The organism is Verrucomicrobiota bacterium, from assembly GCA_037139415.1.
Classification (GTDB): Bacteria; Verrucomicrobiota; Verrucomicrobiia; order Limisphaerales; family Fontisphaeraceae; genus JBAXGN01.
This window is the reverse complement of sequence record JBAXGN010000041.1, coordinates 22,946-45,971: the sequence shown is the minus strand read 5'-3', so window position 1 is coordinate 45,971 and position 23,026 is coordinate 22,946. Positions and strand designations below refer to the sequence as shown.

General features: G+C 57.6%; 19 protein-coding genes. 6 read left to right on the top strand and 13 right to left on the bottom strand.

All coding sequences use genetic code 11. The annotated features are described in order from the left end of the window. The first annotated feature begins 269 nt into the window (after positions 1-269). The 4 genes from WCO56_09380 to WCO56_09365 are packed head-to-tail and all read left to right on the top strand — an operon-like array spanning position 270 to position 1,458. Positions 270-548 (top strand): hypothetical protein, encoded by a 279-nt coding sequence (locus tag WCO56_09380; GenBank protein ID MEI7729775.1) that lies wholly within the window; start codon positions 270-272, stop codon positions 546-548. A gap of 53 nt (positions 549-601) precedes the next feature. Continuing rightward, positions 602-919, top strand: a complete 318-nt coding sequence (locus WCO56_09375) for a DsrE family protein (protein MEI7729774.1) — start codon at positions 602-604, stop codon at positions 917-919. A gap of 8 nt (positions 920-927) precedes the next feature. Beyond that, positions 928-1,275, top strand: coding sequence for a hypothetical protein (locus WCO56_09370; protein ID MEI7729773.1), 348 nt, complete (start codon positions 928-930; stop codon positions 1,273-1,275). Positions 1,276-1,278: 3 nt separating this feature from the next. Next, positions 1,279-1,458, top strand: a complete 180-nt coding sequence (locus tag WCO56_09365; GenBank protein ID MEI7729772.1) for a hypothetical protein — start codon at positions 1,279-1,281, stop codon at positions 1,456-1,458. 117 nt (positions 1,459-1,575) lie between these two features. On the opposite strand, the gene WCO56_09360 is transcribed toward WCO56_09365, so the two are convergent. The 9 genes from WCO56_09360 to WCO56_09320 form a co-directional block, all read right to left on the bottom strand. Continuing rightward, positions 1,576-1,881 carry a transposase gene (locus WCO56_09360; GenBank protein MEI7729771.1) on the bottom strand — a complete coding sequence of 102 codons (306 nt, stop codon included), beginning with the start codon at positions 1,879-1,881 and terminating at the stop codon, positions 1,576-1,578. Positions 1,882-1,957: 76 nt separating this feature from the next. Further along, positions 1,958-2,728 carry a ThuA domain-containing protein gene (locus tag WCO56_09355; GenBank protein MEI7729770.1) on the bottom strand — a complete coding sequence of 257 codons (771 nt, stop codon included), beginning with the start codon at positions 2,726-2,728 and terminating at the stop codon, positions 1,958-1,960. Between the two features lie 34 nt (positions 2,729-2,762). After that, the gene (locus WCO56_09350) at positions 2,763-3,881 is read right to left on the bottom strand and encodes a PQQ-binding-like beta-propeller repeat protein (protein ID MEI7729769.1); all 1,119 of its coding nucleotides are present in this window, start codon (positions 3,879-3,881) and stop codon (positions 2,763-2,765) included. A 64-nt stretch (positions 3,882-3,945) separates the two neighbouring features. Next, positions 3,946-4,899 (bottom strand): ABC transporter ATP-binding protein, encoded by a 954-nt coding sequence (locus WCO56_09345; protein MEI7729768.1) that lies wholly within the window; start codon positions 4,897-4,899, stop codon positions 3,946-3,948. 37 nt (positions 4,900-4,936) lie between these two features. Continuing rightward, the gene (locus WCO56_09340) at positions 4,937-5,827 is read right to left on the bottom strand and encodes a ThuA domain-containing protein (protein MEI7729767.1); all 891 of its coding nucleotides are present in this window, start codon (positions 5,825-5,827) and stop codon (positions 4,937-4,939) included. A 56-nt stretch (positions 5,828-5,883) separates the two neighbouring features. Beyond that, complete coding sequence (locus tag WCO56_09335; protein MEI7729766.1) at positions 5,884-6,600, bottom strand: DUF1080 domain-containing protein; 717 nt, start codon at positions 6,598-6,600, stop codon at positions 5,884-5,886. A 313-nt stretch (positions 6,601-6,913) separates the two neighbouring features. After that, positions 6,914-9,277, bottom strand: a complete 2,364-nt coding sequence (locus WCO56_09330) for an SUMF1/EgtB/PvdO family nonheme iron enzyme (protein ID MEI7729765.1) — start codon at positions 9,275-9,277, stop codon at positions 6,914-6,916. 36 nt (positions 9,278-9,313) lie between these two features. Then, complete coding sequence (locus tag WCO56_09325) at positions 9,314-10,354, bottom strand: hypothetical protein (protein MEI7729764.1); 1,041 nt, start codon at positions 10,352-10,354, stop codon at positions 9,314-9,316. Between the two features lie 62 nt (positions 10,355-10,416). Continuing rightward, positions 10,417-10,572, bottom strand: a complete 156-nt coding sequence (locus WCO56_09320; protein MEI7729763.1) for a hypothetical protein — start codon at positions 10,570-10,572, stop codon at positions 10,417-10,419. Here WCO56_09320 and WCO56_09315 point away from each other — a divergent pair. Further along, positions 10,571-11,815 carry a hypothetical protein gene (locus WCO56_09315; protein MEI7729762.1) on the top strand — a complete coding sequence of 415 codons (1,245 nt, stop codon included), beginning with the start codon at positions 10,571-10,573 and terminating at the stop codon, positions 11,813-11,815. The genes WCO56_09320 and WCO56_09315 overlap by 2 nt on opposite strands. 98 nt (positions 11,816-11,913) lie before the next feature. Here the strand turns inward: WCO56_09315 and WCO56_09310 are convergent, their stop codons facing one another. Further along, a complete protein-coding gene (locus tag WCO56_09310; GenBank protein MEI7729761.1) occupies positions 11,914-12,357 on the bottom strand; it encodes a hypothetical protein in 444 nt (147 codons plus the stop codon). Between the two features lie 410 nt (positions 12,358-12,767). Between WCO56_09310 and WCO56_09305 the strand changes: the two genes are divergently transcribed. Continuing rightward, positions 12,768-13,157: a hypothetical protein gene (locus WCO56_09305; GenBank protein ID MEI7729760.1), complete on the top strand. Its 390-nt coding sequence runs from the start codon at positions 12,768-12,770 to the stop codon at positions 13,155-13,157. Positions 13,158-13,166: 9 nt separating this feature from the next. On the opposite strand, the gene WCO56_09300 is transcribed toward WCO56_09305, so the two are convergent. The 3 genes from WCO56_09300 to galA form a co-directional block, all read right to left on the bottom strand. Continuing rightward, positions 13,167-17,078, bottom strand: a complete 3,912-nt coding sequence (locus tag WCO56_09300) for a glycosyl hydrolase (protein MEI7729759.1) — start codon at positions 17,076-17,078, stop codon at positions 13,167-13,169. Between the two features lie 69 nt (positions 17,079-17,147). Next, entirely contained in the window at positions 17,148-20,060 is a 2,913-nt protein-coding gene (locus tag WCO56_09295; GenBank protein ID MEI7729758.1) for a discoidin domain-containing protein, read from the bottom strand. 44 nt (positions 20,061-20,104) lie between these two features. Continuing rightward, positions 20,105-22,927: a beta-galactosidase GalA gene (galA, locus tag WCO56_09290; GenBank protein ID MEI7729757.1), complete on the bottom strand. Its 2,823-nt coding sequence runs from the start codon at positions 22,925-22,927 to the stop codon at positions 20,105-20,107. Positions 22,928-23,026: the final 99 nt, after the last annotated feature.

Genomic DNA, 23,026 nt, shown 5'->3' with positions numbered 1-23,026 from the left:
CGACCTTCCCGCAACCAAACTGCACCACCCCCCACCCGGATGGACCAGCGGCGGCGGCCTCTCAATCCTCAGAACTGTCTGTTTTACACCAACTTATAAAAATGACCTCCGTCGAAGCCACTACCTGAAAAATTTATTTTTGGTACAGAAACGGTCCAGTTTTGGTCCAGTTTTTATACCTGCCACACCCATCACCCTCATCCGTAAAGCTGGGTAATTCCGAGCATCGGCCCGCCACCAAACTTTTTGGCAGAGCTTGCTTTGAAAATATGGATATTCGCGCTATTGTACGCGCTGTGAAGCAAAAAATTGACAATACAAGATTGTATCAGGCGGTGGACCTCGCATTGAGTGGGAAATGGGAAGAAGCCCACCGAATCGTGCAGGGCATGAACGGCACCCATGCCTGTTGGATCCATGCCGTGCTGCATAAAATTGACGGGGACCTCTGGAATTCAAAGTACTGGTATCGTCACGCCGCCCGGCCCTTCACGGAGAAAGAGCCCAAGGCTGAATTGCAGGAAATCAGGGATTCGGTCCCGCAATAGCCAGCCTCATTTCCGCATTCGACGTTTTAGGTTTCCTATGCTTCATTAGTACCATGCAGTTTTCAGGTAAAAAATTGGGTGTCCTGATCTCCTGTGCTCCGCAGGCCGCCAATTTCCGCCACGGCATCCGCGCGGCAGGCGCTGCCTTGGGCAAGGGGGTGGACGTCTATGTCTATTGCATTGATGAGGCGGTGTCCGGATTGGCCGATCAGGAACTTCAAACGCTGAAGGCCAAGGGGCTTAAACTTTATGCCTGCGCGTATGGCGCACATCGCCACCACGTTCCCCTGAGCGACCTCGCCGCCTTTGCCGGCTTGACGGTGGTGAGTGACATTATGGCGAGCACCGACCGCTTTGTGAGTTTCAATTGAAGACCGCCATGAAACCCACCGCATTATTCATCGTGACCAGCGACCCCCGGCTCAGCCATCGCCCGGCAGAAGCCATCCGCATCGCCGCCGGGGTCGGCACCTGGAAAAAAGTCGGTATCACCCTGTACTTGCGGGAAGCCGCCGTGCTGGCGCTCAGCGAGTATGCCGATGGCCTGGTGGACGAGGATAACTTCATCCGCTACCTGCCCATCCTCAAGGATTTTGGGCCGGTTTACGTGCAACGCGGGGAGGCGCTCTTGGAGGAACTTGGCGCCGCCACCCTGCCCTACGAGGAAATTGACGATGCGCAACTGGCCACCCTGGCGGCGCAACATACCGATGTGCTACGCTTCTGAACTATGCGCACCCTGTTACACCTTATTACCCAGCCGGAGGACGTCCTGGCCCGCGAAACCAGTGCCCGCCAACAACTGCTGCCAGACACACGGGTGGACGTGGTGGATTTGACCCAGCCCAACCCGGATTACGACGCGCTGGTGGATAAAATCTTCGCCGCCGATTCGGTGCAAGTCTGGTAAAACGCGCCGCCACGCACGGCCAGGTCCCGACTTCATCATCCTGCCGACAATACCGGCGCAAAACCCGCCCGCCGTCAGCACTTCCATCTGTCAGGGCTGCATCAAGCTCGGTTCGGTTCAAGCTCGAAGCGGCGGTTCGGGGGTTCCCATGGCCGCGGAATTACCCGCAAGAAAGTGAAGCGATTCAGCCGATTCCCTCAGCCGGATAATGAAAATCCTCTCCCCTGGGGTCGGCGGCGCGAAGCGCTTTCTCCAAGCGCTGAGCCGTTGAGCGTGAAAGCCCAACTCCGCGGCCACTTCCGTGGCCGCTTTGCCGCTGGTGAGCCAGAGCTCCACTGCGCGCTGCTTGAACGCTTTATCAAACTTCTTCCGAGGCGGCTTGGTTTCGATCACAGGCGTATTCATAGTCTTATTGTTCTTCATTGTCTTTCTTTACCTGTGTCCGCCAATTCGGCGCAGCCTCACCACGGTTGCGAATACGTCTCGCAACCTTCCAACCTTACTTCTTCTCGCCCATGGCCCAGAGGATGCCATTAAGGATATGCTTTTTCAGGATGGGATCGGAGTAATGCTCTTTTTTATGACCCAGGGCGGTGTAGAACTCGCGGCCACCGTCAAAGTTATGATACCAAGCCAGCGGCAGGGCGTCGCCAAAGCGGTCACCGGGATAGGTGGCTTTTTGCGGGTCCACCAGCTTCGCCGGATCGGTCACCAAGAGCACCTTGTTGTCTGGATTCAGATTGTCTGAGTAATAGCACTCGTCCTCCCATTCAAAGGTGGCGGGCAATTCTTTGGTCGCCGGGTGATTGGCGTCTTTTACGCGCACGGTGAACTTCTGCAGTTTGGGATGGCGCAGAAACTTGCCGCCCAGCACGGACCAATAATACGGCCATTTCCGCTCGGACCCGGAGGCGGAGTGAATGCCGACGAACCCGCCGCCCGCCTGGATGTAGCGCTTGAAGGCGTCCCGCTGCTCGTCATTCTCAAAAGCCTCGTTGTTACTGTTGGCGAACACCAGCGCCTGGTACTGCTTCAACGTGGCATCCGTGAACAGCTTGGGATCCTCGGAGACGTCCACCGCGAACCCGTTTTCCTGTCCCATCTTCTGGATGGCGGCGGCACACGTCGCAATGTTGTCATGGACAAAGCCTTTGCCGGTGGAAACGAAATTCCGGGTATAGACCAGGATTTTCTTTTCCGCAGCTTGAGTCCACAGGCTGCTAGTGAGCACCACCAGCAAAGCCATAACATACGCGTTTCGTAGTTTCATAATGTGATAAACTTAAGTCCAATTTTTTCCAAAGTCACTGATTTTTTCCATCCGGCCCGGCAGCACCAAAGCAATAGATGCCGCCGTCATCGGAGCCGATGATCAGATGGCCTTCCACCACTGCGGCCGAGCTATCAATGGCGCGCCCGATTTCGTACGACCATAATTCCTTGCCGGTATCCAACGCCAACAGGTACAGCCGCCCATCGTCCGAGCCCACTGCCACCTTGTCGCCGCAAATCACCGGTGAACTGTCCACCTTTCCGCGCGCGGCAAAGGTCCATTTTACTTTGCCGGTGACCGGGTCAGCGCAATACACCTTCTTGTCCCGCCCGCCGAATACCACGCGATCCTCCGTCACCGCCGCCGAGGCAAAGAAGCCGAAGGAGGGATTTTTCTGCGCCCACAGGGTCGCGCCTTTCTGCACATCCACGCAGAGGAATTCGGCCTCCGCCAAGCCGAAATATACCCGGCTGCCGCTGACGGCCACCGACCCGGGAATATAAGTGCCGATATTCACGTCTTTTACCTGTTTGCCGGTGGCGGCCTCCACCACGTGCAGGACGCCATCGCATCCGCCGAAGAAGGTCTGCCCGTTGGCCACGGCGGCGGCCCCGTTAATGTAGTTGCCGGTTTCAAACACCCAGTTGCTTTTGCCGGTGGCGGCGTCCACCGCGTAGAGCCGGAAATCATGGCTACCCACCAGAATCCGCGTCGCGTTCCCGGAACGTGCATAGTTGGGGCCGCCCACAATTTTCTCCCCGGTGCCGAAGGTCCACTTGAGTTTGCCGGAGACCGCGTCCACGGCATACAAAATTCCCTCCATGCAACCAAAGTACACGGTGCCATCAAGGTAGAGCGGCGGACACTCCACAGCATTGGTCGCCTTGAATTTCCACAGCGTCTTGCCCGAGGCCAACTCCAGGGCCAGCACGGAACCATCACCCGCGCCAATATAAACACGCCCATTCACAATGGCGGCGGAAGATTTGACTGCACCTTCGGTTTTCACCGTCCATTTCAACGCCAGGTTGGCGGGGAGTCGGGCAGGGGTCACGCCAGTCAACGCGGGATTGCCGCGAAACATGGGCCAGGCATCCGGCGTCTGTGCCAGTAACCGGCCGGTGATTAGCAGCCCCAGGACCATCGTCATGCTTAACCTTCGCATAATTGTATAGATTGGACGTAAAAACTCGTTTGGCAATCAATCGAAACCATCAGGTGTATGGACATCGTACCCAGCGGCTGGATTCCACTTGGAGCAGTTCCGGCGGGGTGCGGGAACACTCCGGTTTGGCCAGCGGGCAGCGTGGATGAAAGCGGCAACCCACGGGCATCTGATCCAGCGCGGGCACGGAACCGGGAATGGCGGTCAGCCGCGCGACTTCACCGCCCAGCCGTGGCACGGAATTCAGCAGGGCGCGGGTGTAGGGATGCCGGGGATGTTTGAGCAACGCGCGGGCGGGCGCGGTTTCCACCACTTGTCCGGCGTACATGACGATGACGCGATCGGCCAGATCACTGACAATTCCCAGATTGTGCGTGATGAGCAGAATGCTCATGCCCAGGCGACGCTTGAGATCGAGCAGCAGTTCCAGCACCTGCGCCTGGATCGTCACATCCAGCGCCGTGGTCGGTTCATCCGCGATGACCAGCTTGGGGCGGGAGGCCAGCGCCATGGCAATCATGACGCGCTGCTGCATGCCGCCGGACATCTGGTGCGGATAATCCTTAAGTCGTGATTCCGGCGCGGGAATGCCCACCAATTTGAGCAGCCGGATGACTTCGCCATCGTTGGCCGCCTCAGGACAATGCAGTTTGAGCGATTCCTTGATCTGGTTGCCGACCCGGAAAACCGGGTTTAGCGAAGCGCCAGGTTCCTGGAAGATGTAACTGACCATGCCGCCGCGAATTTTGCGTAATTCGCGTGCCGGCAGGTGAAGGACATCGCGGCCATTGAGGCGAATTTCCCCGGCAACGTAGCGCGCGGGTGGGCAGGGAACCAGCCGCGCGATGGAGAGAGCGGTGAGGCTTTTGCCGCAGCCGCTCTCGCCCACCAGACAAATGGACTCACCGGCTTCGAGGCTCAGCGAAACGCCATCCACCGCGCGCAGGGGATGCTCTGGCGTGCCGAACTCCAGGGTGAGATTGGTGATTTCGAGAAACGACATGGGTTAGCGAATCACTGGCTGGTGCCATGAAGCACGACTATTTCTTTGGTTTTGGCGCGTTCTTCGGGTCCAGATTTTGGGTCAGCATTTCGGCGGACACCAGCGAGTCCACACCGCCGGCTGGCACCTCAACCTTGGTTACCCACAACAGCGCGTTCAACACCACCTTGCGGAAATTCGGTTCGCCCCAGTTCTTGTGATAATGGCCGCCGGTGAAGCCGAATCCGCGTGACCCGCCGGGATTCTCGACCACCCACATCATGATTTCATCTCGCCCCTTGTTTTGCTGAATGTGCGTATAGGGCCCCTTGGGATAGACATACGAGCCATCGCGCACCTGATCGGAGGGCTTGGCCACCAGGATCGGCGTGATGCCGGACATGTCGTCGCGGAACCGGATGTTAAAATACCACTCATCGCGAATCTTGAACGGCATGACCCCGTTGGCGGCGGGATGCTTGGGGAACGTGGTATAATCCGGCTCCCACATGGGATTGCAACTGTACTGGTGCTCATAGTGGCCGCCCACCCATTCCTTGAACTCGGTGCCAGCCTTATCCGCCGGCACTTCGCAGGTGTAATGCATGAACCCGATGCCCACCCCCTGTTTGACGAGGTTGCTGATGACTGCCTTGTGATCGTCCTTGAGCACGGGATGCCCGCCGCCGCCATCGGCGTAAATGACCACCGCAGTAGCGTCCGAGAGGGCGGCGGCATCCTGCGGCCAGCCGTTGGAATAGGTGACCGTGACCAGTCCCGGCGCGTTGGCCAGGCACTTTTGCAGCAGCAGGCTGCCGGCGCGGAATTCATGCTCGCCCGGCCCGTGACTGGGGCGGCCGGCAATCACAACCAGTTTCTTATCAGCCGCAGTGGCAGACACGGCCAGCAGCGCCGCGCCCAACAGGATTTGGTGGATGAGGTTTCGCATGGTTACAATGAATTGCTGTTCTGGAGTAGTCCTTTAATTATCTCAACGGGAGGCGCTCAGCGCGCCGCGTCCGGTTTCAGTTCCTTGAGTTTCAGGTTGCGGAATTCGATGCGGTATCCCTCGCCTTCGAGTCCAAGGCGGCCCTGGGGGGCATTGCAATCCGGGAACTGGCATGTCACCGCCCCGTTCACCCACAGGGTGAGGGTCTTGCCGCGCGCCGTCACCTCGAACGTGTTCCATTCGCCGGCCGGTTTCACGCGCATGTCCTTGACCTCCTTCTTGAGGTTAAACGATTTCTTCTTGCCCTCTTCCGCCGGGGTTTGGCCAAACAGGTATCCATCCTTCGCATCCCCGAACTGGGCCTGGTGCCAGATCGCGCCATCCTTGGAATTGCGCACATACGCGCCGCTGTTATAACCGGTTTTGCCCTCGATCTTGGTGTAGCAGAATTCAAAGTGGAAAATAATGTCGCCCAGTTCCTTGTCGAGCAGCAGCATGTCATGCCCGCCATCGCCGTCGCAAACCAATACCTTGCGCGCGGTGTCCACATGCCATTGATCACGGCCCAGCTTGCCGGTGGGCGGAACGGACACGCGGTACCAGCCTTGGAGATCGGGGGCAGGTAGAATATCCACCCAGCCCTTGGGATCGGCCTCCAGCGCGCTCGGGGTGACGGGCGCGTCAGCGGCGTTGAGGTGAGCGGCGATGCCGCAAAGCGCGAGCCCAGCCAGCATTGGCAGGGTACGACCAAACAAACCGGATAGATTTTGCATGGCGGAAATTAACCAGAAAGCAGGCCGGGATGCAAGCGTTGCTCCGCACGAGAAAAAACCAGAGAGTATCCAAACATGGCAAAAATGAGCCCAAGAAATTAGCAGCTTGAAGTCAGGAGTTGGAATGGCTGGAATCTGAGTAGCCTGGCTATGGCATTTCCCTAAATATCGTAGCCGCTCGACGTCAGTCGGCGCTGATATTCTGCCCGCAAATATCGTGAGCAGCTTTGGCTTTCAGAGCTGCGTCATTATTTAAACTGCTCTAAAGACAAAAACGAACCATCCTATGAATGACACCTAAACCGACCGGCTGCTAGTCTTCAACGATGACGCGGAAACCCACGTCGTGAACCGGTTGGTACGTCTCATATGGCAGGCGTATCGCTGAACCCGCTTCCCGCGGACGACTGTTCCAGGAACCGCCGCGTGCAACCTTGCGCTCGGTCAGGTTTTCATCATTGCGGCCGTCCTCGTCAACGTAAGGGTACGGATAATAGCTGGAGCGGGTCCACTCGCTGACATTGCCCACCATGTCCTTCAGCCCCCACGGGTTGGGCGGGTACTGGCCAACGAAATCCACCACGAACCACTTGTCTTCAAAGCGTTCTTCATGTAGCGGAAAATTCTTTTCCTGCGGATATGGACTGCGCTTCTGGACATCCTGCGTAGTGCAGCCGACCATCTGCCAACGCACGCTTCGGTCAGCGAGATTGGCCCACTTGCTGAAATCATCCTCCAAGCCGCCAAAGAAAAATCTGCTGGAGGAACCTGCCCGGGCCGCCCATTCCCACTGGGCCTCGGTGGGTAACCGTACTTTTAAACCCGCCCGCTTGCTCAGCCAATCGCAAAACTCCATGGCGCGTTTCCATGTGATGCGTGCCACCGGCTGGTTGTCATGATTCGCGATGTAGCCTGGAGTATTATGGTCTTTACCGTGCGCATCAATATAACGGGTGTCATGCGCGGGATCGAACTCATGATACTCAGCGTTGGAAACTTCGCATTCCGCCATCCAGAAAGGCTTGGCGATCTTGATCACTGCGCGTGGACGTTCATCCGTCGCGCCATCCAGGCTGCCCATCACGAACGAACCGGCGGAAATCTGGACAAATTCCATTTTGCGTCCGCCTGAAAGTTCCACGGTTTTACGAAAAGCCTTTGAAATCGTTGCCGCCGGCCCGGTGCGCATCGGAAACCCAGGCGCAGTAAGGTTATCGGTGGCAGGGATGGTGTCATCCGCAGGGTTGATGAACGCCGGTGTCGGGTGCGTCTTGGACTCGGCAACCAGCCGCTCATATTCGTCTTCCGGGCAGTCGGTCGTGTTGGCGTAAAGCTTTGCCATCTGCATCCGCCGCTCCTTCTGATTTTGCCCCTTGTAATCATTTGGGCTCCACTTGCCTTTGAAAGTTACATTGAGATCAATCCACGCAAACAGCCTTTCCCATGCCTCTTGGTCGAGCTTCACGCCATGGTGCCCTTTCTTCAACATCTGGATCAGTGGACTGGTGGAAGCGTGGTATTCCATCGGATAAAACATCATGTTGTCACTCTCCGGACCGGGTCGGCGCACATAGGGATGGAGCGTTTCGTGGGCCTCCTGAGCGTTGCTCATGCTCAAGCGAGTTTCCTTGCCGGGAACGCCGCCCTGGTCACTTTTCCGAACCGGGGCATTCTTGCCGGTGTGACAACCAACACAGTATTTCTGGACAACCGGATAAACTTCCAGCGGGAACGAGAAGGGCCTGACCTGCCCGTACCAAGGCTGTAACGTTTTGGGCGGTTTGCGGTCGGCCAGGACCCGACCGGCCGGGATCGAGTTGCGGTTATCCTCATGACAACCGACACAGGAAACGCGTTCGCCCGGCATACCCACCAGCCAGGAACGCATGAGCTGCAACGCGGCCCCATCTTCGTCAAGCGGTTGAAGCGACACTGGCGTGTTGGCTGGAATTTCGAAACAGGCCGACCCGTCCGCCTCAACCGGCACCGTGCCGAGAATACGCTTGATATCCCAGCCCGACTCCAAGCCAAGGAACTGGTCTCCGCCGGTACCCAGATAGTTGAAATGGTAGGCAAATACACGTAGCGATTTCACTTTGCCACGTGGAATGTTCTTCAGCCCTGGGCCAGCATAAATGTCCGCGATGTGAACGGATGCATTCGTTTCGGTTAAACGTATGCGGTCTGGGATGACCGGCGGACGCGTGCGTGGCTCGAACAGCATGGGTTCGAAGAATGCGGCATCCTCCGCTTCCGCCAGCAGCGTCATGTTATCAAACAGATCAACCAGGTAGAGCCCCCATAGCGAATCGCGTGTCTTTTTGGCGCTAACCAGAAAATAGGTGCCATCCAGCGGCCAAGGATGAATGAAATACGGTTTCCGTCGCTCCCATTGATTGCCGGTTTGGGTATCGCACACATCCCCTTCAACGGGTTCGCCTCGGCCAGGGATTTCCGCAACGCACCCCGTCTCCTCCTTGGGCAGGATGACGGAAATCCTCAGTAAGGTGCCTTCTTTCCCCCAGATCTTGTCTTGGGGTTTAACCTTGAACGGATAACGCCGCGACCAGGAGGTATCAAACAGGATCAGCCTTCCGGTTTCCGGGACATCGTGATGTCCACCGACAATCCCAATGATCCGATTCGGATCGTTCGGTATCGTCCGTGCTTGGAGCAAGGTCGTAGGGTAATAAGACCCGCTGCCATAAACAGACTATTGAGCAGTGCCGTCCGGATTCATGGTCATGAGTCGGCGCCCGAAATAGTGCGAGAGATCTGAATACTCCCAGCGCGTATAAAGAATGCGGCCATCGCCGGTGATCGAGGGTGTATAATCACTGTCCTGTTCGTAGGTCAGCCGGCGGATACTGCCGGACGTCGAATCCATCAGATAAAGCAGGGCCATGGGCGTACTGCCACCCTCGCAAGGCAAGCCCTGATACGATGCCGTTGAAAGCATGATGACGCGGCCATCGGGAAGATATTTGGCATTAAACCATTCAACATCGCGATAGGCGGACGGCGAAACCTGCTTTAAGTGTTTACCGTCGGCACCGATTTCATAAACCGCCCATTGCCGGTTAGTGTCAAGGCTGGAGAACATCAGCCGGCTGCCGGTGAAATCAAGATCAACATCCCGGACAATCACATCCTGGTCCGGCTTGTATAAAGTTGTGAGTTTCGGTTCACCTCTGATCTCGCTCAACACCGTAATTTCGTCCTGCCAGCCTTTCCTTGCAATCGTCACATGGCAACGGCTGTTAAGTGAGATGAAGCCCAGTTTCTGCGTGGTCCCTTCACTGCCGCGAACATCCTGCCGTGCCCCGCTGGAGATATTGCGTCTAACAAACAGTATTTTCTCCCCGTCCAGCAGTGGATTGGCCAGCAGCGCCGCCCGCACTCCGGCCAGCAGTTTGGCGGCCTTTTCAACCTCCTCAACTTTACCTGCGCCAAGCGATTTAATCAGCGCTTCCCGGTTCCGGGCAAACGCATCCGCAGCCGAACGATGTTTCGACACGTCGTAGCGACCGGAAAACCTTTTCCCCATATCTTCGACCGCCAGCGTTACCGCCTCAGCATTGATTGCCTCACACTGCTTCTTCAGGTTTTTGCAGGTATCAGTTACCGCACCCCTCGCCGCCGAAAGCGCAAGGCTAAAACTCAAGCAAACATGCAAATAAACTAAAAGGGAATGGCTTTTTACAGCCCCATGAAGGGCTGCGGTTAAGCAGCTTCGCTCTTGATTGCCGTTCATTCAGAGAACGCTAATTGCTGTGCAGTATCCCGTCAAGGACCCTTAAATCCCGATTGGCAAAATCAGGCAAGCATCAATGCTTCGGTGGCGCGGCACAGTTCATCATGCAGGGATTGCGCCGACTGTGCCTCCGGCGTCACTTTGCCGAAAAGATTCTCCGCCACTTGGGATGGCACAGGCTTGACTCCCTCCGGGCCTTGGGGCAGCCTGCAAAGCATGAACGCGAGCGAAAATCAGGAAGCTGCCCCAAAAGCAATGCTCCTTAACCGTAGCGCGGCAAGTCCGGCGATAGGAGTTCTGTGTGGCTCAAAAAAGCAATTCCCCATCAGTATCTGCCTCGCTCGTACCACCGTGCTGTTGGCATTTCTGACCTGGACCTTGATGTCGCCGTTGGTTGCAGCGGAAACCGATTCACTGCTGGCAGCCAAGTCCACTCCGGCCACTTTGATCTCGGTGCTGGATCGGTTCACTGGAGCGGATGTGCCTGCGATCGGTCCCGGCGAGAGCGAAGTGCCGCCACCTTACTGGACCATCGGCCCCGTCCCGGCCGATCTGCCTGGGAAGGGACTGGCCCAGCACCCGATGCTGTATATTGGCGAGCGTTGTAACAAGATGTTCCTCGTTAACGGCGGGAAGGTCGTCTGGACCTATTCCACCGGCAAAGGCGGAGAGTTTGACGATGCCTGGCTGCTCAGCAATGGCAACATCCTCTTCTCGCGCATGGGTTACGCCGAGGAAATCACGCCACAAAAGAAAGTTGTCTGGCATCGCGCAGCGCCCAAGAACAGTGAGATACACTCGGTCCAGCCAATTGGACTCGACAAGGTTCTGATCTTGCAAAACGGCCTACCGCCCAGACTAATGATCGTGAACAAACAAACCGGGACTGCCGAAGTGGATCACGAACTGACACCGCCCAGGCCGAACCCTGGTCTCCCGCCAAACCCAAAGGTCGCGCTGGACAGCCACGGCCAGTTTCGCCGGGGCAGGATCACCGCTGGTGGAACCTACCTCATTTCCTGGATGAGCTTGGGCAAAGTGATCGAGTACGACCAAGACTTCAAAGAGATCTGGTCCTGCAACGCTTCCCGCCCGTGGGCGGCCGTCCGCCTGCGAAATGGGAATACGCTGATCACGGATGAGAAGGAGCAACTCACACGTGAGGTCAATCCCAAAGGGGAAACGGTCTGGGAGTTCAAGCTCCCCGAGCTTCCGCCAGGGACTCCAATGATCGGCTCGCAGTCTTGCGTTCGACTTGCCAACGGTAATACCGTGATTTGTTCCGTGGGCGGCAGCCGAAGCGGTGGAGGCGCCGGAAAGGCCTGCCAGATCATTGAAGTCACCCCGGATAAGAAAGTCGTCTGGGCTCTGTGTGATTGGAAAACTCTGGGGCCATGCACCGCAGTCCAGTTGCTGGATGAACCGGGCGTCCCCGAGAATCCGGGCGAACTGGGGCGCTAATCATGGTCAGTTTGCGTTGTGTCCTCTTCTCCAGTAACTGATAGATTGCTTTTTCCAGCCAAAGTAGCTGATTGCGCAGCCACCCGTGCAGGCGGGGATTAACGCTTTTTGAGGTGCCCAAGTGCAAGCGGTTCGCCATGGCTTTGATGGTCCACGTTGTCTCCCGCCGCAACCGCGCCGCCAAGGTGTGCTCCCAGGTCCCAGCGGCGCTTCGCTGCTTGCCATGGCACAGGAGGACCAGAAGATACCGGTCCGCGAATCATGCCAGTTGACGCGAATGGGGGGACCATATTGACCGGATTGACCAGTTTGACCGGGTTTGTTTGGGCCGAAGGCGGAATTGTGATAAAATTGTGATGAAAACATTTTTTTATCACAATTCTTTGACCGTCGACTTTTGCAGAAAAATAAACCGGCATAAAAATGGGAGGCTGAACATGACAAGACAATAGGCGCTTGGAGCAAGGAGATAGAATGGCCAAAACGGGCGCCTGGGGATCGCCGATGGCTGGCTGCGAACTGTATCTATTGATAGCATTCATGGGATCAGAATAACATGAGTTCCGGGAAAGTGGTTCCCTCCGGGAGGGAAAACATTCGAGTAACCAGTAATCAGTCATCAAGTCACGGATAGGACGCATGGGAGCAATGGGGGATTTCAAATCTCAGATTTCATATTTCATAGCCAACAATCGTTGATCGCCAATAGCCGGGAAGGCTGGAACTGCGAAGGGGGAAGCTCAGCGGCATTGGACTGACGTCCGGCGGCTACGCCTATTTTGAAAATGCCATAGACGAATTCTCCTCCGGGAGGGAACCAGGTTCGCGAAACTCATGTTATGCTGATCCCATGAATGACATAAGCAAAAGCAAGTCCGAAGACCGAAGATCGTCCGCGAATGAACGCGAATTCGGATTTCTTCCAGCTTTAACCTCCTGACTCCTTGATTTTATGCCGATCCGCTCCACCATTCGCCGCCACGTCCGCCGCATCGTCCGCGTCCTCCACCGGACCGCTGCCAGCACCGCGCAATCCAGCATCACCAAACTGGTCACCCTCCGTGATCGCGCCGAATCCGCCCTCAACCTCCTGCGTGCGAAACCGCTGCCCGAGGACTTTAACACCTTGTTCCTCGACCACCTGAAACTCCGCCTCTTGGAGTTCATCCTCCAACCTTCCCCCTCACCCGCCATGCTCCTCAAATACTTCGAGCTGTGGGCCAAGTACCTGGCCAAAACTTCGGGCTCAGATGCCAAACCACCCTTGCCGCTACACCGCGGCGAAGCCGGTATCCGCCCTGAAACCTTCGCCTACATCGAAAAAGAACTCAAACTCATGTGATCCGACGCTTCATTTCCCCTCGACTTGCAGCGTGACCGGGCCGAGCAGGCCGGAGGTTGGTGTGCCACGATAGCGCGTCGGGATCGTGGTGTAATGATTCGCAAGGGTGTTATGCACCAGGACCTCAATCCGGTTTTCGCCGGGTTTGGCCACTTTGCTCAGATCGAATTGCCAGGGTGGAGAAATGCGTATGCCAGCCGGTTGCCCGTTGACCCGGACTTCGGCGGTGGCCGCCACCGCGCCGAGATCGAGGGTCACCCGCTTGGCCGACGGGAGCGTGACGGTTTTGCGGTACCACGCCCCGCCGGAGTAACTCAGCAAACCATCTACCTTTGACCAATCGCCGGGCACAATCCGGCCCGCGCCGCATTCCAGCTTGATGGGCTCCGGCAATGCCGCACCGCCATAACAACCGCGTTCCGGTTCAATGCGCAGGAGCACGGGCACGGACTCCGCAGACGGTTCGGGCACGTTGAATTGGTTACCGGTATGGGCGAGTTCCTTGCCGTTGGCCCAGGCCTTGACTTTTCCCCGCGCCGTAATGGTCAGGGCACGCAATCCCGGAGGCGAGGTAAAGCGATACCAGCCAACCGGGCTCTTGGTTTCGAGTTGTGAATCAAACGGCAGCAACGCCGAATTGTTCCACCAACTCATGGCCAGCGGACTGAGCTTGAATTTGGGTTGTCCGCTGGTTTCCGCCGCCACGGCTCCAGCCACTTTGGGCGGGCCTTGCGGGTGCTTGTACCAGAGGCTCTGGGTAAAGGCGGCGACTTCCTCCGCCGCCACCGACTGACCGGTTTCGGTTTTGGCGCAGCGCCAACTGCCATCGGTGCCGATACGGGTTGCGCCGGCAATCAACTCGGTAATCAACCCGGCATCGGCGCCATCATTATGGGCGCGGACCACGATTTCATTGCGGCCAGCCCGCAGCACCTTGGCAACCTCGTATTCCTGCACCTGTTCCCAACGGTTACCGGAGCCTATGGTTGTACCATTGATGGCGATGCTGTAGCCATTGTCGCAGGTGATGCGCAGCCGAGCCGTGGCGGGCACGGTATCCAGATCGAATGATTTGCGAAACCAACGGTCAGCGGTGATTTTTTCGTTCGGATACCAAATCCATTTTGCCGCAGATGAAAAGGCATCGGTCTCATTGACTGGTGCGGCAGGCCCCGCCGCCGTGGAGGCCACAAAGAAGGTGCGCCCGGGTTTGTCATAGCGCAGCAGCAGCGGGTTGGTGCCCGCTTTTAGCGGGAGCGTGGTACCGGTGACCAGTGACCCATTGAGCCACACCTTGGCTGGTTTCAGATCACCTGTGAGGGCGTGCGCAGTCATATCGCGCGGAGCAACGATGGTCGTCCACAAATAATAACTGCCACCGTTCCCCTCTTTTTCATAGCTGGTGCTGGTGGAGCTGAATTTGGCTTTGCCGAGCGCAATGAATTCGTCATGCACATCGGCTTTCAGCCCATGGTAACCCTGGTGGCCGGGGTCGCCCTCAATGCCCCAGCGCCAGGAGAATTCGTATGGCTTCCAGCGCCCATCCGGCTTGAGGCCGGCTTCCTCTGCAACCGGACCAACCGGGCCAAGCTTAAAAAATTGGGGACCAAACGCACAGGTCACTTTGCGCCATGGACCATTGGTGTTGTCGCCCTCGGTATATTCCATCTGCCGCGCCTCGGCGCCAATCAGCGTCGGCGTGGGTGGCCAATGATAATCGCCGAAACGGTTATCGAGCGTGGGCTGCAATTCGAATTCCCATTCGCCGCTAATTTCAACCGATGTCAGTGCTGGGGCGGGTTCCGCTTGGTTGATCACCGCGCTGCCCGGGCTGAAGACAATCAGTTGAATTTCCTTTTCCGTCAGCGGCAGGGCCAGTTCCGTGATACCGTTTGCCTGGGAGCGGACGGTAAGCGGACGCGTCGTGCCGGTCCACGGATCCCATAGCTCCACTTTGCCGGTCGCGCGGAATTTGCACACGGTTCCCTGAGGCTGGTTATACACGGCATAAAGATCGCGCGGGCCGAGCTTGCGGTGCATGAGATAACCGCTTTCCTTGCCATGAGCAGCCAGGGTACCCGTCGTTTCAAAATCACGCTCCGTCATGCGCGCCGACACGTCATCCACCGTTCCGTTGGGAAATAGTTCCTTTACCATCGCAGCCACTTCGGGATCATCCCGCCCGATGCGTTCGCTGGCTTCAGGCAGGGCACCCACCGCCAGCACGACACCGCCAGCCCGGTGAAATTCAAGGGCCTTCTGCAAGGTGGAATGGCGCACCGCTTTCATCGCGGGCAACACGAGCACGCGGTAAATTTCCCCGGAGACATGGAGTTCCTTGCCGACCACTTTGGCGCGGGCGAGCGATTCGAAGTCCATAAAGTCGAAATCAATGCCCTTGCCATATATTTGCGTGGCGGTGTCAAACGCCGTCTTGACAGCTTCCGCACCGCCCATCCCGGCCTCCATCGGCGCCACCGGATAGAGGATGGCCACGTCGCAGCGGTGATGGCCCTCGCTGAGCAGGTAGCTGAGGCGTTGCACGCAATCCATGAAACCGCGCGTCTGCTTCCAATACGGCATGTGATATCCGTTGCACGGCGGCGCCCATTCCCACCAACCGCCATGGGTGGAGTAATATAGACCGTGATAGGACAGCAGGTTGTGCCCCATCACAAAATCGGCAAACGTGGCATCCACCACGCCCGAGGAGGTCGTGCCCCAACCGCTGCCGTAGTACCCTTCGAGCCAGACGCGCGGACGCAGGTAAAGATGCGCAATCGAACTGGCGACCTTGGCCTTGATCAGGTTTTTGCCCAGCCCTGGTTGATCGCAGCCCGGACCCTGGTTCCAGCGTTGGGTGCGAAAGTAGTCACCGAACTCGACAACGTTGCGGCCGCGACCGCCGTGATCGCACCCCATCGTCATGCCGCGCTGCTGATGCCAGTTAAACACCGGCTTGAAGAATCCTTCTTCCGTCAACGCGACCTGCACATCGCTGTAATCCAGCCGCACTTTGGGAGTGCGCGGCCCGACATCCCGGAACAGGGCCGGTAATTCCGGCACGATGTCGTAACCTTTGCGCCGCTTAAACTCTTCGGCAAATCGCGCGTCCCACAGGTACCCGTGCAAACCGAAACCCAATTCGTCTGAGAAGAAAAAGTTTAATCCTTTGCCGCCCTCACCGGGAAAATGATCCTCCCACCGGCCAAAGAACTTTTTGACATACTCCGCTCCCGATAGCGGATTCATGGGGTCGAGCGATATGGGCACCCGCTCGGCACAAACCGAGATACGCTGAAGTTTGCCATCGGCGCCCGGAAAGTTGGTGGTAAACAGCGCATCCTCGGGCGCGTTTCCTGTAACCAGCCGTAACTGCGACCCGGCAACATCCGGATGTTCGCGCAGGATTTCATCCACGCACCAGCCCTGGCCGAAGCCAAGCGTGTAATCGCTCAGACTCACGGCGATGCCGCGTTTTTTGGCTTCCTGCATGAACCAGCCGGCCAGTTTCCACCACTCCGCCGAGAACAACGCAGGTTCGCTAGGAATGGTCAGTCCGTAGCTGCGTCCGCCGCGATCGGTATGCGCGTAGTTGATCTGCAAGCCACAGATGCCCATGTCTGAGAGCTGCTCCAGTTCCCAGGTCAGCCGTTCCTTCGTCAAGGGGTCACCCAGCCACCAGTAAAATGGCACCACGCCAAATCCGGGCGGGGTTTTTTGGAAACTGGGCAGCGCATCCAGATTGGGAGCTCGGCTCACCTGTCCCACCGCCCATGGCGGGGCGGGCTGAACATTTGCTGGATCGCTGGCGGCTAAAGTTGCCTGGTCGATCAGGAGGGGTGTTGGTGTGGCAGCGGGCAGAACTGAGGCCAGCATGAACAACGCGGTCACACCTGAGAGTGTTAATGTCATTTTCATGAGTTACTTAATTTATTTTCAAATGTTTTGGTACTTTTCCCGGTTGCGACACATGGGCATTAAAAACGGTCAATCCACTTTCCCCAGGCAGGACCGGTCCACCTTGGCCGGTTGCGCCCCGGCCATATCCATGCGCGGGCGTTCCTCGATTTGTTTTTGAATCGCTTCAAAAGTGCGCAGGATGGCCAGATAATCCGGATCATCGGTATTCTGGAATACCGGGCGGCCGCACCGTTCGCTGCCGCCCGCATCGCGGGCCAGCGGGGCCGTGAGGAAATTATTTCGTTGCGGCTGCACGATGCGCACCCAGACCTGGCGCGGGATTTTTCCCTCGGCATGGCAGGAGACACAACGGCGCTTGGCAACCTCCGCCAGCGTCTTGTCGAGATCCGTCGGATAGAGTTGGCGGCAGCCTTTCTTTTCCGGATAAGCCGTCTCCGAAGTTCCATAGTAGGGGACATTCAAATCAATCCAAGCAAAGATGCGCCGCTGCTCGGCAGCCGTCAATTCGATGCGCGGCTGGCCGTTGGTGTCGCGGTGTCCACTCAGAATTACGTCCGTGAGTTTGCTGGCATGGGAACCCCAGAATTTGGGTTGAATCTGAAGAATGTTCGCCTCCATGCCATTATAGGTGGGAATCCAGTTTACATACGGGTTGTCATATTCCCCTTCGGAAATTTTTTTCCGCCCGCGCGCCAGGTATTCATACGAAACGCTGAAAAAGTCGGTTTTATCGCCGCAAAGATCCACCTTCCCGGCAGGGGTGGACCCGCTGTGGCATAGGGTGCAGTTACGATCAAGCACGGGTTGGACCACGGTGGAATAGTCAAAGCCGATCCCGGCGCCCCAGTCCGGCGGACGCAGCGTATCCGGTTTTCGGGGGATGACCGGCGGATGTTGCGCGGCAAGCGTTTGCTGGCGAGGTTCGTGGCACCCCATGCAACCCTGGGTTTCACCGGGCATCAAATGGGTGAAGGTACGCATGCGTTGCACGGCGCGTCCCTGGGCGTCCAAAGCGAGAAAATAGATGGGGACTCCGGCAGGCACCTGGAAACAGGCCGAACCATCCGGGGCAACTGGGGCATAACCCCAGACTTTTTTCCCGGCATAGGTGGCACCGCAGGAAATGACGGGGAATTGAAAACCAAAGGCGCGATTCGCCACCTCAGTGCGCACCGCCTTGCGCATTTCTTCCACCACGCAGATCTCCTTCACTTCACCGCGCTGCACGAAGGGTTCCAGGCCGCGATAGACATCCTGCAACACCACGGTGGCCCAAGGCCCCGCATTGGTATCGGTTTGGGCATCCAACACGGGCGGACGCCGGTACGAGCGGATTGGCCGGGCACCATAATAGCCCAGTCCATCTTTGGGTGATAATAGCGTGGCGGTTTGGGTGCCCTCATAATCACGCACCAACAGCATGCCGCGTTTGGAAACCAGGTAATATTGACCATCAAGCGGGAAGGGGCTTTCGTACGGGCCACGGATATTATTACCACTGCCCTGATCCACCCGGCCAATCTTGACTTCCGGGGTGAGATTGCGGATGGCGGCCTGCGTGTTGTTCCCAAGCTTAGGGTTGATCATGCCGATCGCGCCACGGCAGGGGCCATTGTGGCTGGTCAGCACACACAGCACCTCGCCCGACCGCCCGGGAATCGAGCGTGCCTCCATGAACGTGGCAGGACTCAAGACTCGGTTGCCATAATAACCGGCCAGACCGGTTCCATCCGGTCGAATCGTCCACAGGCTCTGGATGGGGATGGCCGGTTTGTCCACGTATTCCCACCGGGAATAAATCAGCCGGCCATCCTCCATGACACTCGGGGTAAAGTCGTTCACAATGTTGGCAGACAGTTGCTGCACGCGGGAACCGTCCCGTTCCATGCGGTGCAACACCCCCACCGGGGAAATCCAACAGTAGGCAAACCGCGAGGTGCGGGTCGAAAGAAACGCAATGCCACCATCGGGCAGCCAGCAGGCGTTGTAATTATGATGCGGACCATCCGTCAGTTGGCGGCATTTGGAGCCATCGACATTCATGCGGAAGATGTGGTACCCCTCGCTTTTCTTTTGCCGCCAGCTAAACACAACTTCACGGCCATCAGGCGAAAGGTCACAATCCAGGATTTGACCTTCCGATGAATCCACGAGCCGCTTCCATATCTTGCCGGCTTTGACGGATTTCGCATCGAAGGCATAGACCCACAATCCGCCGCCTGGCTGGAACCCCTCCACATGATACGTATAGACATGAGTGGGATTGAGTTCATGCCGTTGGATGACCAATAATTTTTGGAATCCCAGGCCACCACTCAAAAATTTATCTTTTAATTCAGGCGAATCCACCAGGACCGACTCCGGTGTTTCCGGCTGGCTTTCCGCATCCAGTTTCACGAATTTTGGCAGCACCCCTTCCGGCACCACTTGGGCAAATATTTGAATCTCCGACGCCCCGGGATTCAGGCCGCCATGCCAGTTGCGAAATGTCAGCGTCAGTTTGCGGACCTGTGCCGGTGTGGCCAGGCGAATGTGCTGAGGGCCATGACCCATCTGGAACTGCCCTTGAACTGCTGGTTGCGCCTGGTCGTCGAGGGATAATTGATAGTCTTTCCAACACTCGGACGCCATCCAGGCGGTGCGGCCATAATAGACCACCTCGGCCACCTGGACGGGGTTGGTCCAGGTAAACGTCAGGGTCGCACCGTTTCTGGCAGCGGCTCCGGGCACACACCAGGCCTGATCCACATCTGCCTTGGAACCGGGCAAGGGAATGCGGCCATCGGCAACAAACTTTGCCTGGTAATGTGCGCTGTATTCAGCCGAGGCGGTGATGAGCGCTTGGGGTGCCAGATTCTCGGGGAGTGCCTGAGCTTGGGCCAGCAACGGCAAGGCAGAAAACAGAACCAGCAGCTCCTTGAAGCCGAATCGCCTCACGCTCGGAGCGCGACTGGGTAAGCGATTTGGTTTTGATCTCATATACCGTTTACATGGTGCTGCTAATTGCCCCTACACGCTATGGATCATTTGGGTTCGATGGCCACGGCCTTGCCGAACCCGGCGGATTTTCCGGGCTCCGTTTCGATCAGGACACTCAATGTTCGGTTGCCTTTGCCTGTGGGCAGGGGCAACGTTAATGAGCCGGCTGAAAACTTGTCCTTTTTGCCCAGTAACTTTCCATCCAGCCACACTTCGGCCTTGCCGGTGATACTTTTAAACGCAATTTTCCCGCCGACCTCATTGACGGCGTGAGACAGTTCAAATTGGGTGCGATACACGACGTAGTTGCCGCCCGCCAGACTCTGCAGCTTGCCGGCCTCAACCGGAGCCCAGCTATTCATATCGTTGTCAGCGAGCCGCTGGTTCGGATCAGGCGGCGTGGCGCTGGCAGGCGAGAGCCGCCAATTCTGGAGTTCGAACGCGGTTTGTGCAATGCCAACCGCCGGCCGCGCGGGAACGGATTCCACCTTGATCCCAACCTCAGCGGATTTCAGGCCGGATGACTTCGCCACCAAGGTCAGCGTACCGGAACCGCCGGGTTGCGATTGCATAATGACCTGCGCCAGCCCGTTGAACAAACTGCGGCGATTGCCTTTCTCCGCTTCATGCGAGTTTGGATCGCCGTTGCCCAAGCCGATGATCGCGCCCGGACCAGACAATTCGAACTCCACCATCAGGTTCGCCGTCGGCACCAACCGCCCTTGCGCGTCCACCGCCTGCACGGTCACCGGCTGGGCGTCCCATCCATCCCCGGCAAGGCTCGATCGATCAGGCAATAGTTGAAGCGCCACCGGTTCACCAGTGGTCTCCACCACGCAGCGTGATACTTCCTTGCCGTCTTTTTTGCCGATAGCCTCCAGACGACCCGGCGCATAGGGGACTTCCCACGTCACAAAATCATATTTATCCACCGCTTTTTCTCCCAGTGCCTGACCATTGAGCGAGAGTGCCACGGTTTGCGCGTTGGCGATGGCCATCACTTTGACTGGCTTGCCTTCCTGCCCGGGCCAATTCCAATGCGGAACGATTTGAAGCACCGGCTTACTTTCAAGCCAATGCGCCTGGTGCATGTAAAACGCAGCCTTCGGAAAACCGCACAAATCCAGGCACCCGAACACCGACGACGCACTCGGCCATTGGTTTGGCGTGGGTTCGCCATGGTAATCAAAACCAGTCCAGATAAACCCGCCCGCGACAAACGGCCGCTCGCCAATGGCCTTCCACGCGGCGCGGTGCGTCGCGCCCCACGGCGCGCGCTGGTCGTCATACGAGCCCATGATATTGCGTTGTTTATCCGTGTTATATTCGCCTCGGGTCATGAAGGCCGAGGTATCCTCGGAACTCGTCATGGGCAGGGTTTTGTTGGCCTCGTGGAACCGGTCGTACGTCTCCGCGCTGTAATTAAATCCCACCACATCCACCGCATGTGCCACGTTCAACCGGGTAAATTGCCCGCCATTCATCGCTGCGGTCACCGGGCGCGAGGTGTCAAGGCGCTTAACCGCCGCGCTCATGCGGCGCACCATTTCATAGCCGCTTTCCGTACCCTGCATCGGTTCCTCATTGAACACCGACCAGAGAATAATGCTGGGATGATTTCGATCCCGGCGCACCATCCATTCGAGCTGGCGCAAATATTCCGGCGTGGAATTGAAGTTCCGGTTCTCGTCCATGACCAGCAGGCCAAGCTGATCGCACAAATCCAGAAACTCCACCGAGGGCGGATTGTGCGAGCAACGATAGGCATTCACGCCCATCTCCTTGAGTTTGCGCAGCCGGAATTCCCAGAGCGAATCCGGGATGGCAACGCCCACTCCAGCGTGGTCCTGGTGGTTACAAACCCCTTTGAGCTTCACGGGTTGGTCATTGAGGAAAAATCCCTTGTCCGCGTCAAACCGGATGGTGCGGAAACCACAGCGCGTGGTTACGGTATCGCCGGATTTGCCGTCCTGCTTCACCACGGTACGCAGGGAATAAAGCACCGGTTTTTCCACGGACCAGAGGCGGGGCGCGGCGAGCTTGATGGGGAGTTTGGCAACCGTGTCTTCAAAGGGCGCAACGTTGACACGCGCGACCGCCTGGGCAACCTGTGTTCCATCGGGGTCCATCAGTGTGGCCTCGACTTCTGCCGCTACGGATGCACGGGCGGAACTGTTCAACGTGGCCTCCACCGGCACCAGCCAGGTGCCATCGGCCTGTTTGACAGGATTGGCAAACACGCCGTCGGTGGCAATGTGAACGGGATCGCGTTTCGCGATCCACGTGTGCCGGTAGATGCCACCGCCCTCGTACCACCAGCCTTCCATCACATTGGCATCCACCCGCACCGCGACGGAATTCACCGCATCGCCATACTTCGCAAACGGCGTGATGTCTATGGCGAACGACGTGTAGCCACACCAGTTGCGGTGCGCGAGAATGCCGTTGACCCACACTGTACAATGCGTCGCCACGCCGTCAAATTGCAGCTCGATGTGTCGGCCATGGTCGCTAGCGGGAAGTTTGAAATGCCGACGGTACCAGGCGATGCCGCGCGGGCGATAGCCTTGCGACACATTTTCTTTCGGATCAAACGGCCCTTCCACGACCCAATCGTGCGGCAGATTGACCGAACGCCATTTGGAGTCATCGAACTCCGGGGCCGCCGCGCCCCACGCCTTGCCGGCCTTGGCATTGTTATACGTCGCATCGTGCCCCTGGATCACCGGAAACGGGATGTCCCCCAAATTGAACCGCCAGCCGGGATCCAGCGACAGCCGTTCCTGCGTCTGAACCTCCGCCGTTTGCGCCCGAACCGCCAACAACAACAACGTCAGGCACAGCGCCAGGCCAAGTTTGTTTTTCATAATCATGCTGGGAAAATTTACCAGCATGACAACCGGCGATCAATCCCGGATTCACGGGTAAACACTGCATCGGGGTGCAGCCTATATCGTGTGGTACAA

What these genes read in the sequence shown, in the direction of transcription:
- WCO56_09365 (MEI7729772.1), top strand. Translation starts at nt 1,279, where the DNA reads ATGCGCACCCTGTTACACCTTATTACCCAGCCGGAGGACGTCCTGGCC.
- WCO56_09315 (MEI7729762.1), top strand. Translation starts at nt 10,571, where the DNA reads ATGAACGCGAGCGAAAATCAGGAAGCTGCCCCAAAAGCAATGCTCCTT.
- WCO56_09325 (MEI7729764.1), bottom strand. Translation starts at nt 10,354, where the DNA reads ATGAACGGCAATCAAGAGCGAAGCTGCTTAACCGCAGCCCTTCATGGG.
- WCO56_09350 (MEI7729769.1), bottom strand. Translation starts at nt 3,881, where the DNA reads ATGACGATGGTCCTGGGGCTGCTAATCACCGGCCGGTTACTGGCACAG.
- WCO56_09360 (MEI7729771.1), bottom strand. Translation starts at nt 1,881, where the DNA reads ATGAAGAACAATAAGACTATGAATACGCCTGTGATCGAAACCAAGCCG.
- WCO56_09305 (MEI7729760.1), top strand. Translation starts at nt 12,768, where the DNA reads ATGCCGATCCGCTCCACCATTCGCCGCCACGTCCGCCGCATCGTCCGC.
- WCO56_09370 (MEI7729773.1), top strand. Translation starts at nt 928, where the DNA reads ATGAAACCCACCGCATTATTCATCGTGACCAGCGACCCCCGGCTCAGC.
- galA (MEI7729757.1), bottom strand. Translation starts at nt 22,927, where the DNA reads ATGAAAAACAAACTTGGCCTGGCGCTGTGCCTGACGTTGTTGTTGTTG.
- WCO56_09340 (MEI7729767.1), bottom strand. Translation starts at nt 5,827, where the DNA reads ATGCGAAACCTCATCCACCAAATCCTGTTGGGCGCGGCGCTGCTGGCC.
- WCO56_09345 (MEI7729768.1), bottom strand. Translation starts at nt 4,899, where the DNA reads ATGTCGTTTCTCGAAATCACCAATCTCACCCTGGAGTTCGGCACGCCA.
- WCO56_09355 (MEI7729770.1), bottom strand. Translation starts at nt 2,728, where the DNA reads ATGAAACTACGAAACGCGTATGTTATGGCTTTGCTGGTGGTGCTCACT.
- WCO56_09295 (MEI7729758.1), bottom strand. Translation starts at nt 20,060, where the DNA reads ATGAGATCAAAACCAAATCGCTTACCCAGTCGCGCTCCGAGCGTGAGG.
- WCO56_09300 (MEI7729759.1), bottom strand. Translation starts at nt 17,078, where the DNA reads ATGAAAATGACATTAACACTCTCAGGTGTGACCGCGTTGTTCATGCTG.
- WCO56_09335 (MEI7729766.1), bottom strand. Translation starts at nt 6,600, where the DNA reads ATGCAAAATCTATCCGGTTTGTTTGGTCGTACCCTGCCAATGCTGGCT.
- WCO56_09310 (MEI7729761.1), bottom strand. Translation starts at nt 12,357, where the DNA reads ATGAATGCTATCAATAGATACAGTTCGCAGCCAGCCATCGGCGATCCC.
- WCO56_09375 (MEI7729774.1), top strand. Translation starts at nt 602, where the DNA reads ATGCAGTTTTCAGGTAAAAAATTGGGTGTCCTGATCTCCTGTGCTCCG.
- WCO56_09380 (MEI7729775.1), top strand. Translation starts at nt 270, where the DNA reads ATGGATATTCGCGCTATTGTACGCGCTGTGAAGCAAAAAATTGACAAT.
- WCO56_09320 (MEI7729763.1), bottom strand. Translation starts at nt 10,572, where the DNA reads ATGCTTTGCAGGCTGCCCCAAGGCCCGGAGGGAGTCAAGCCTGTGCCA.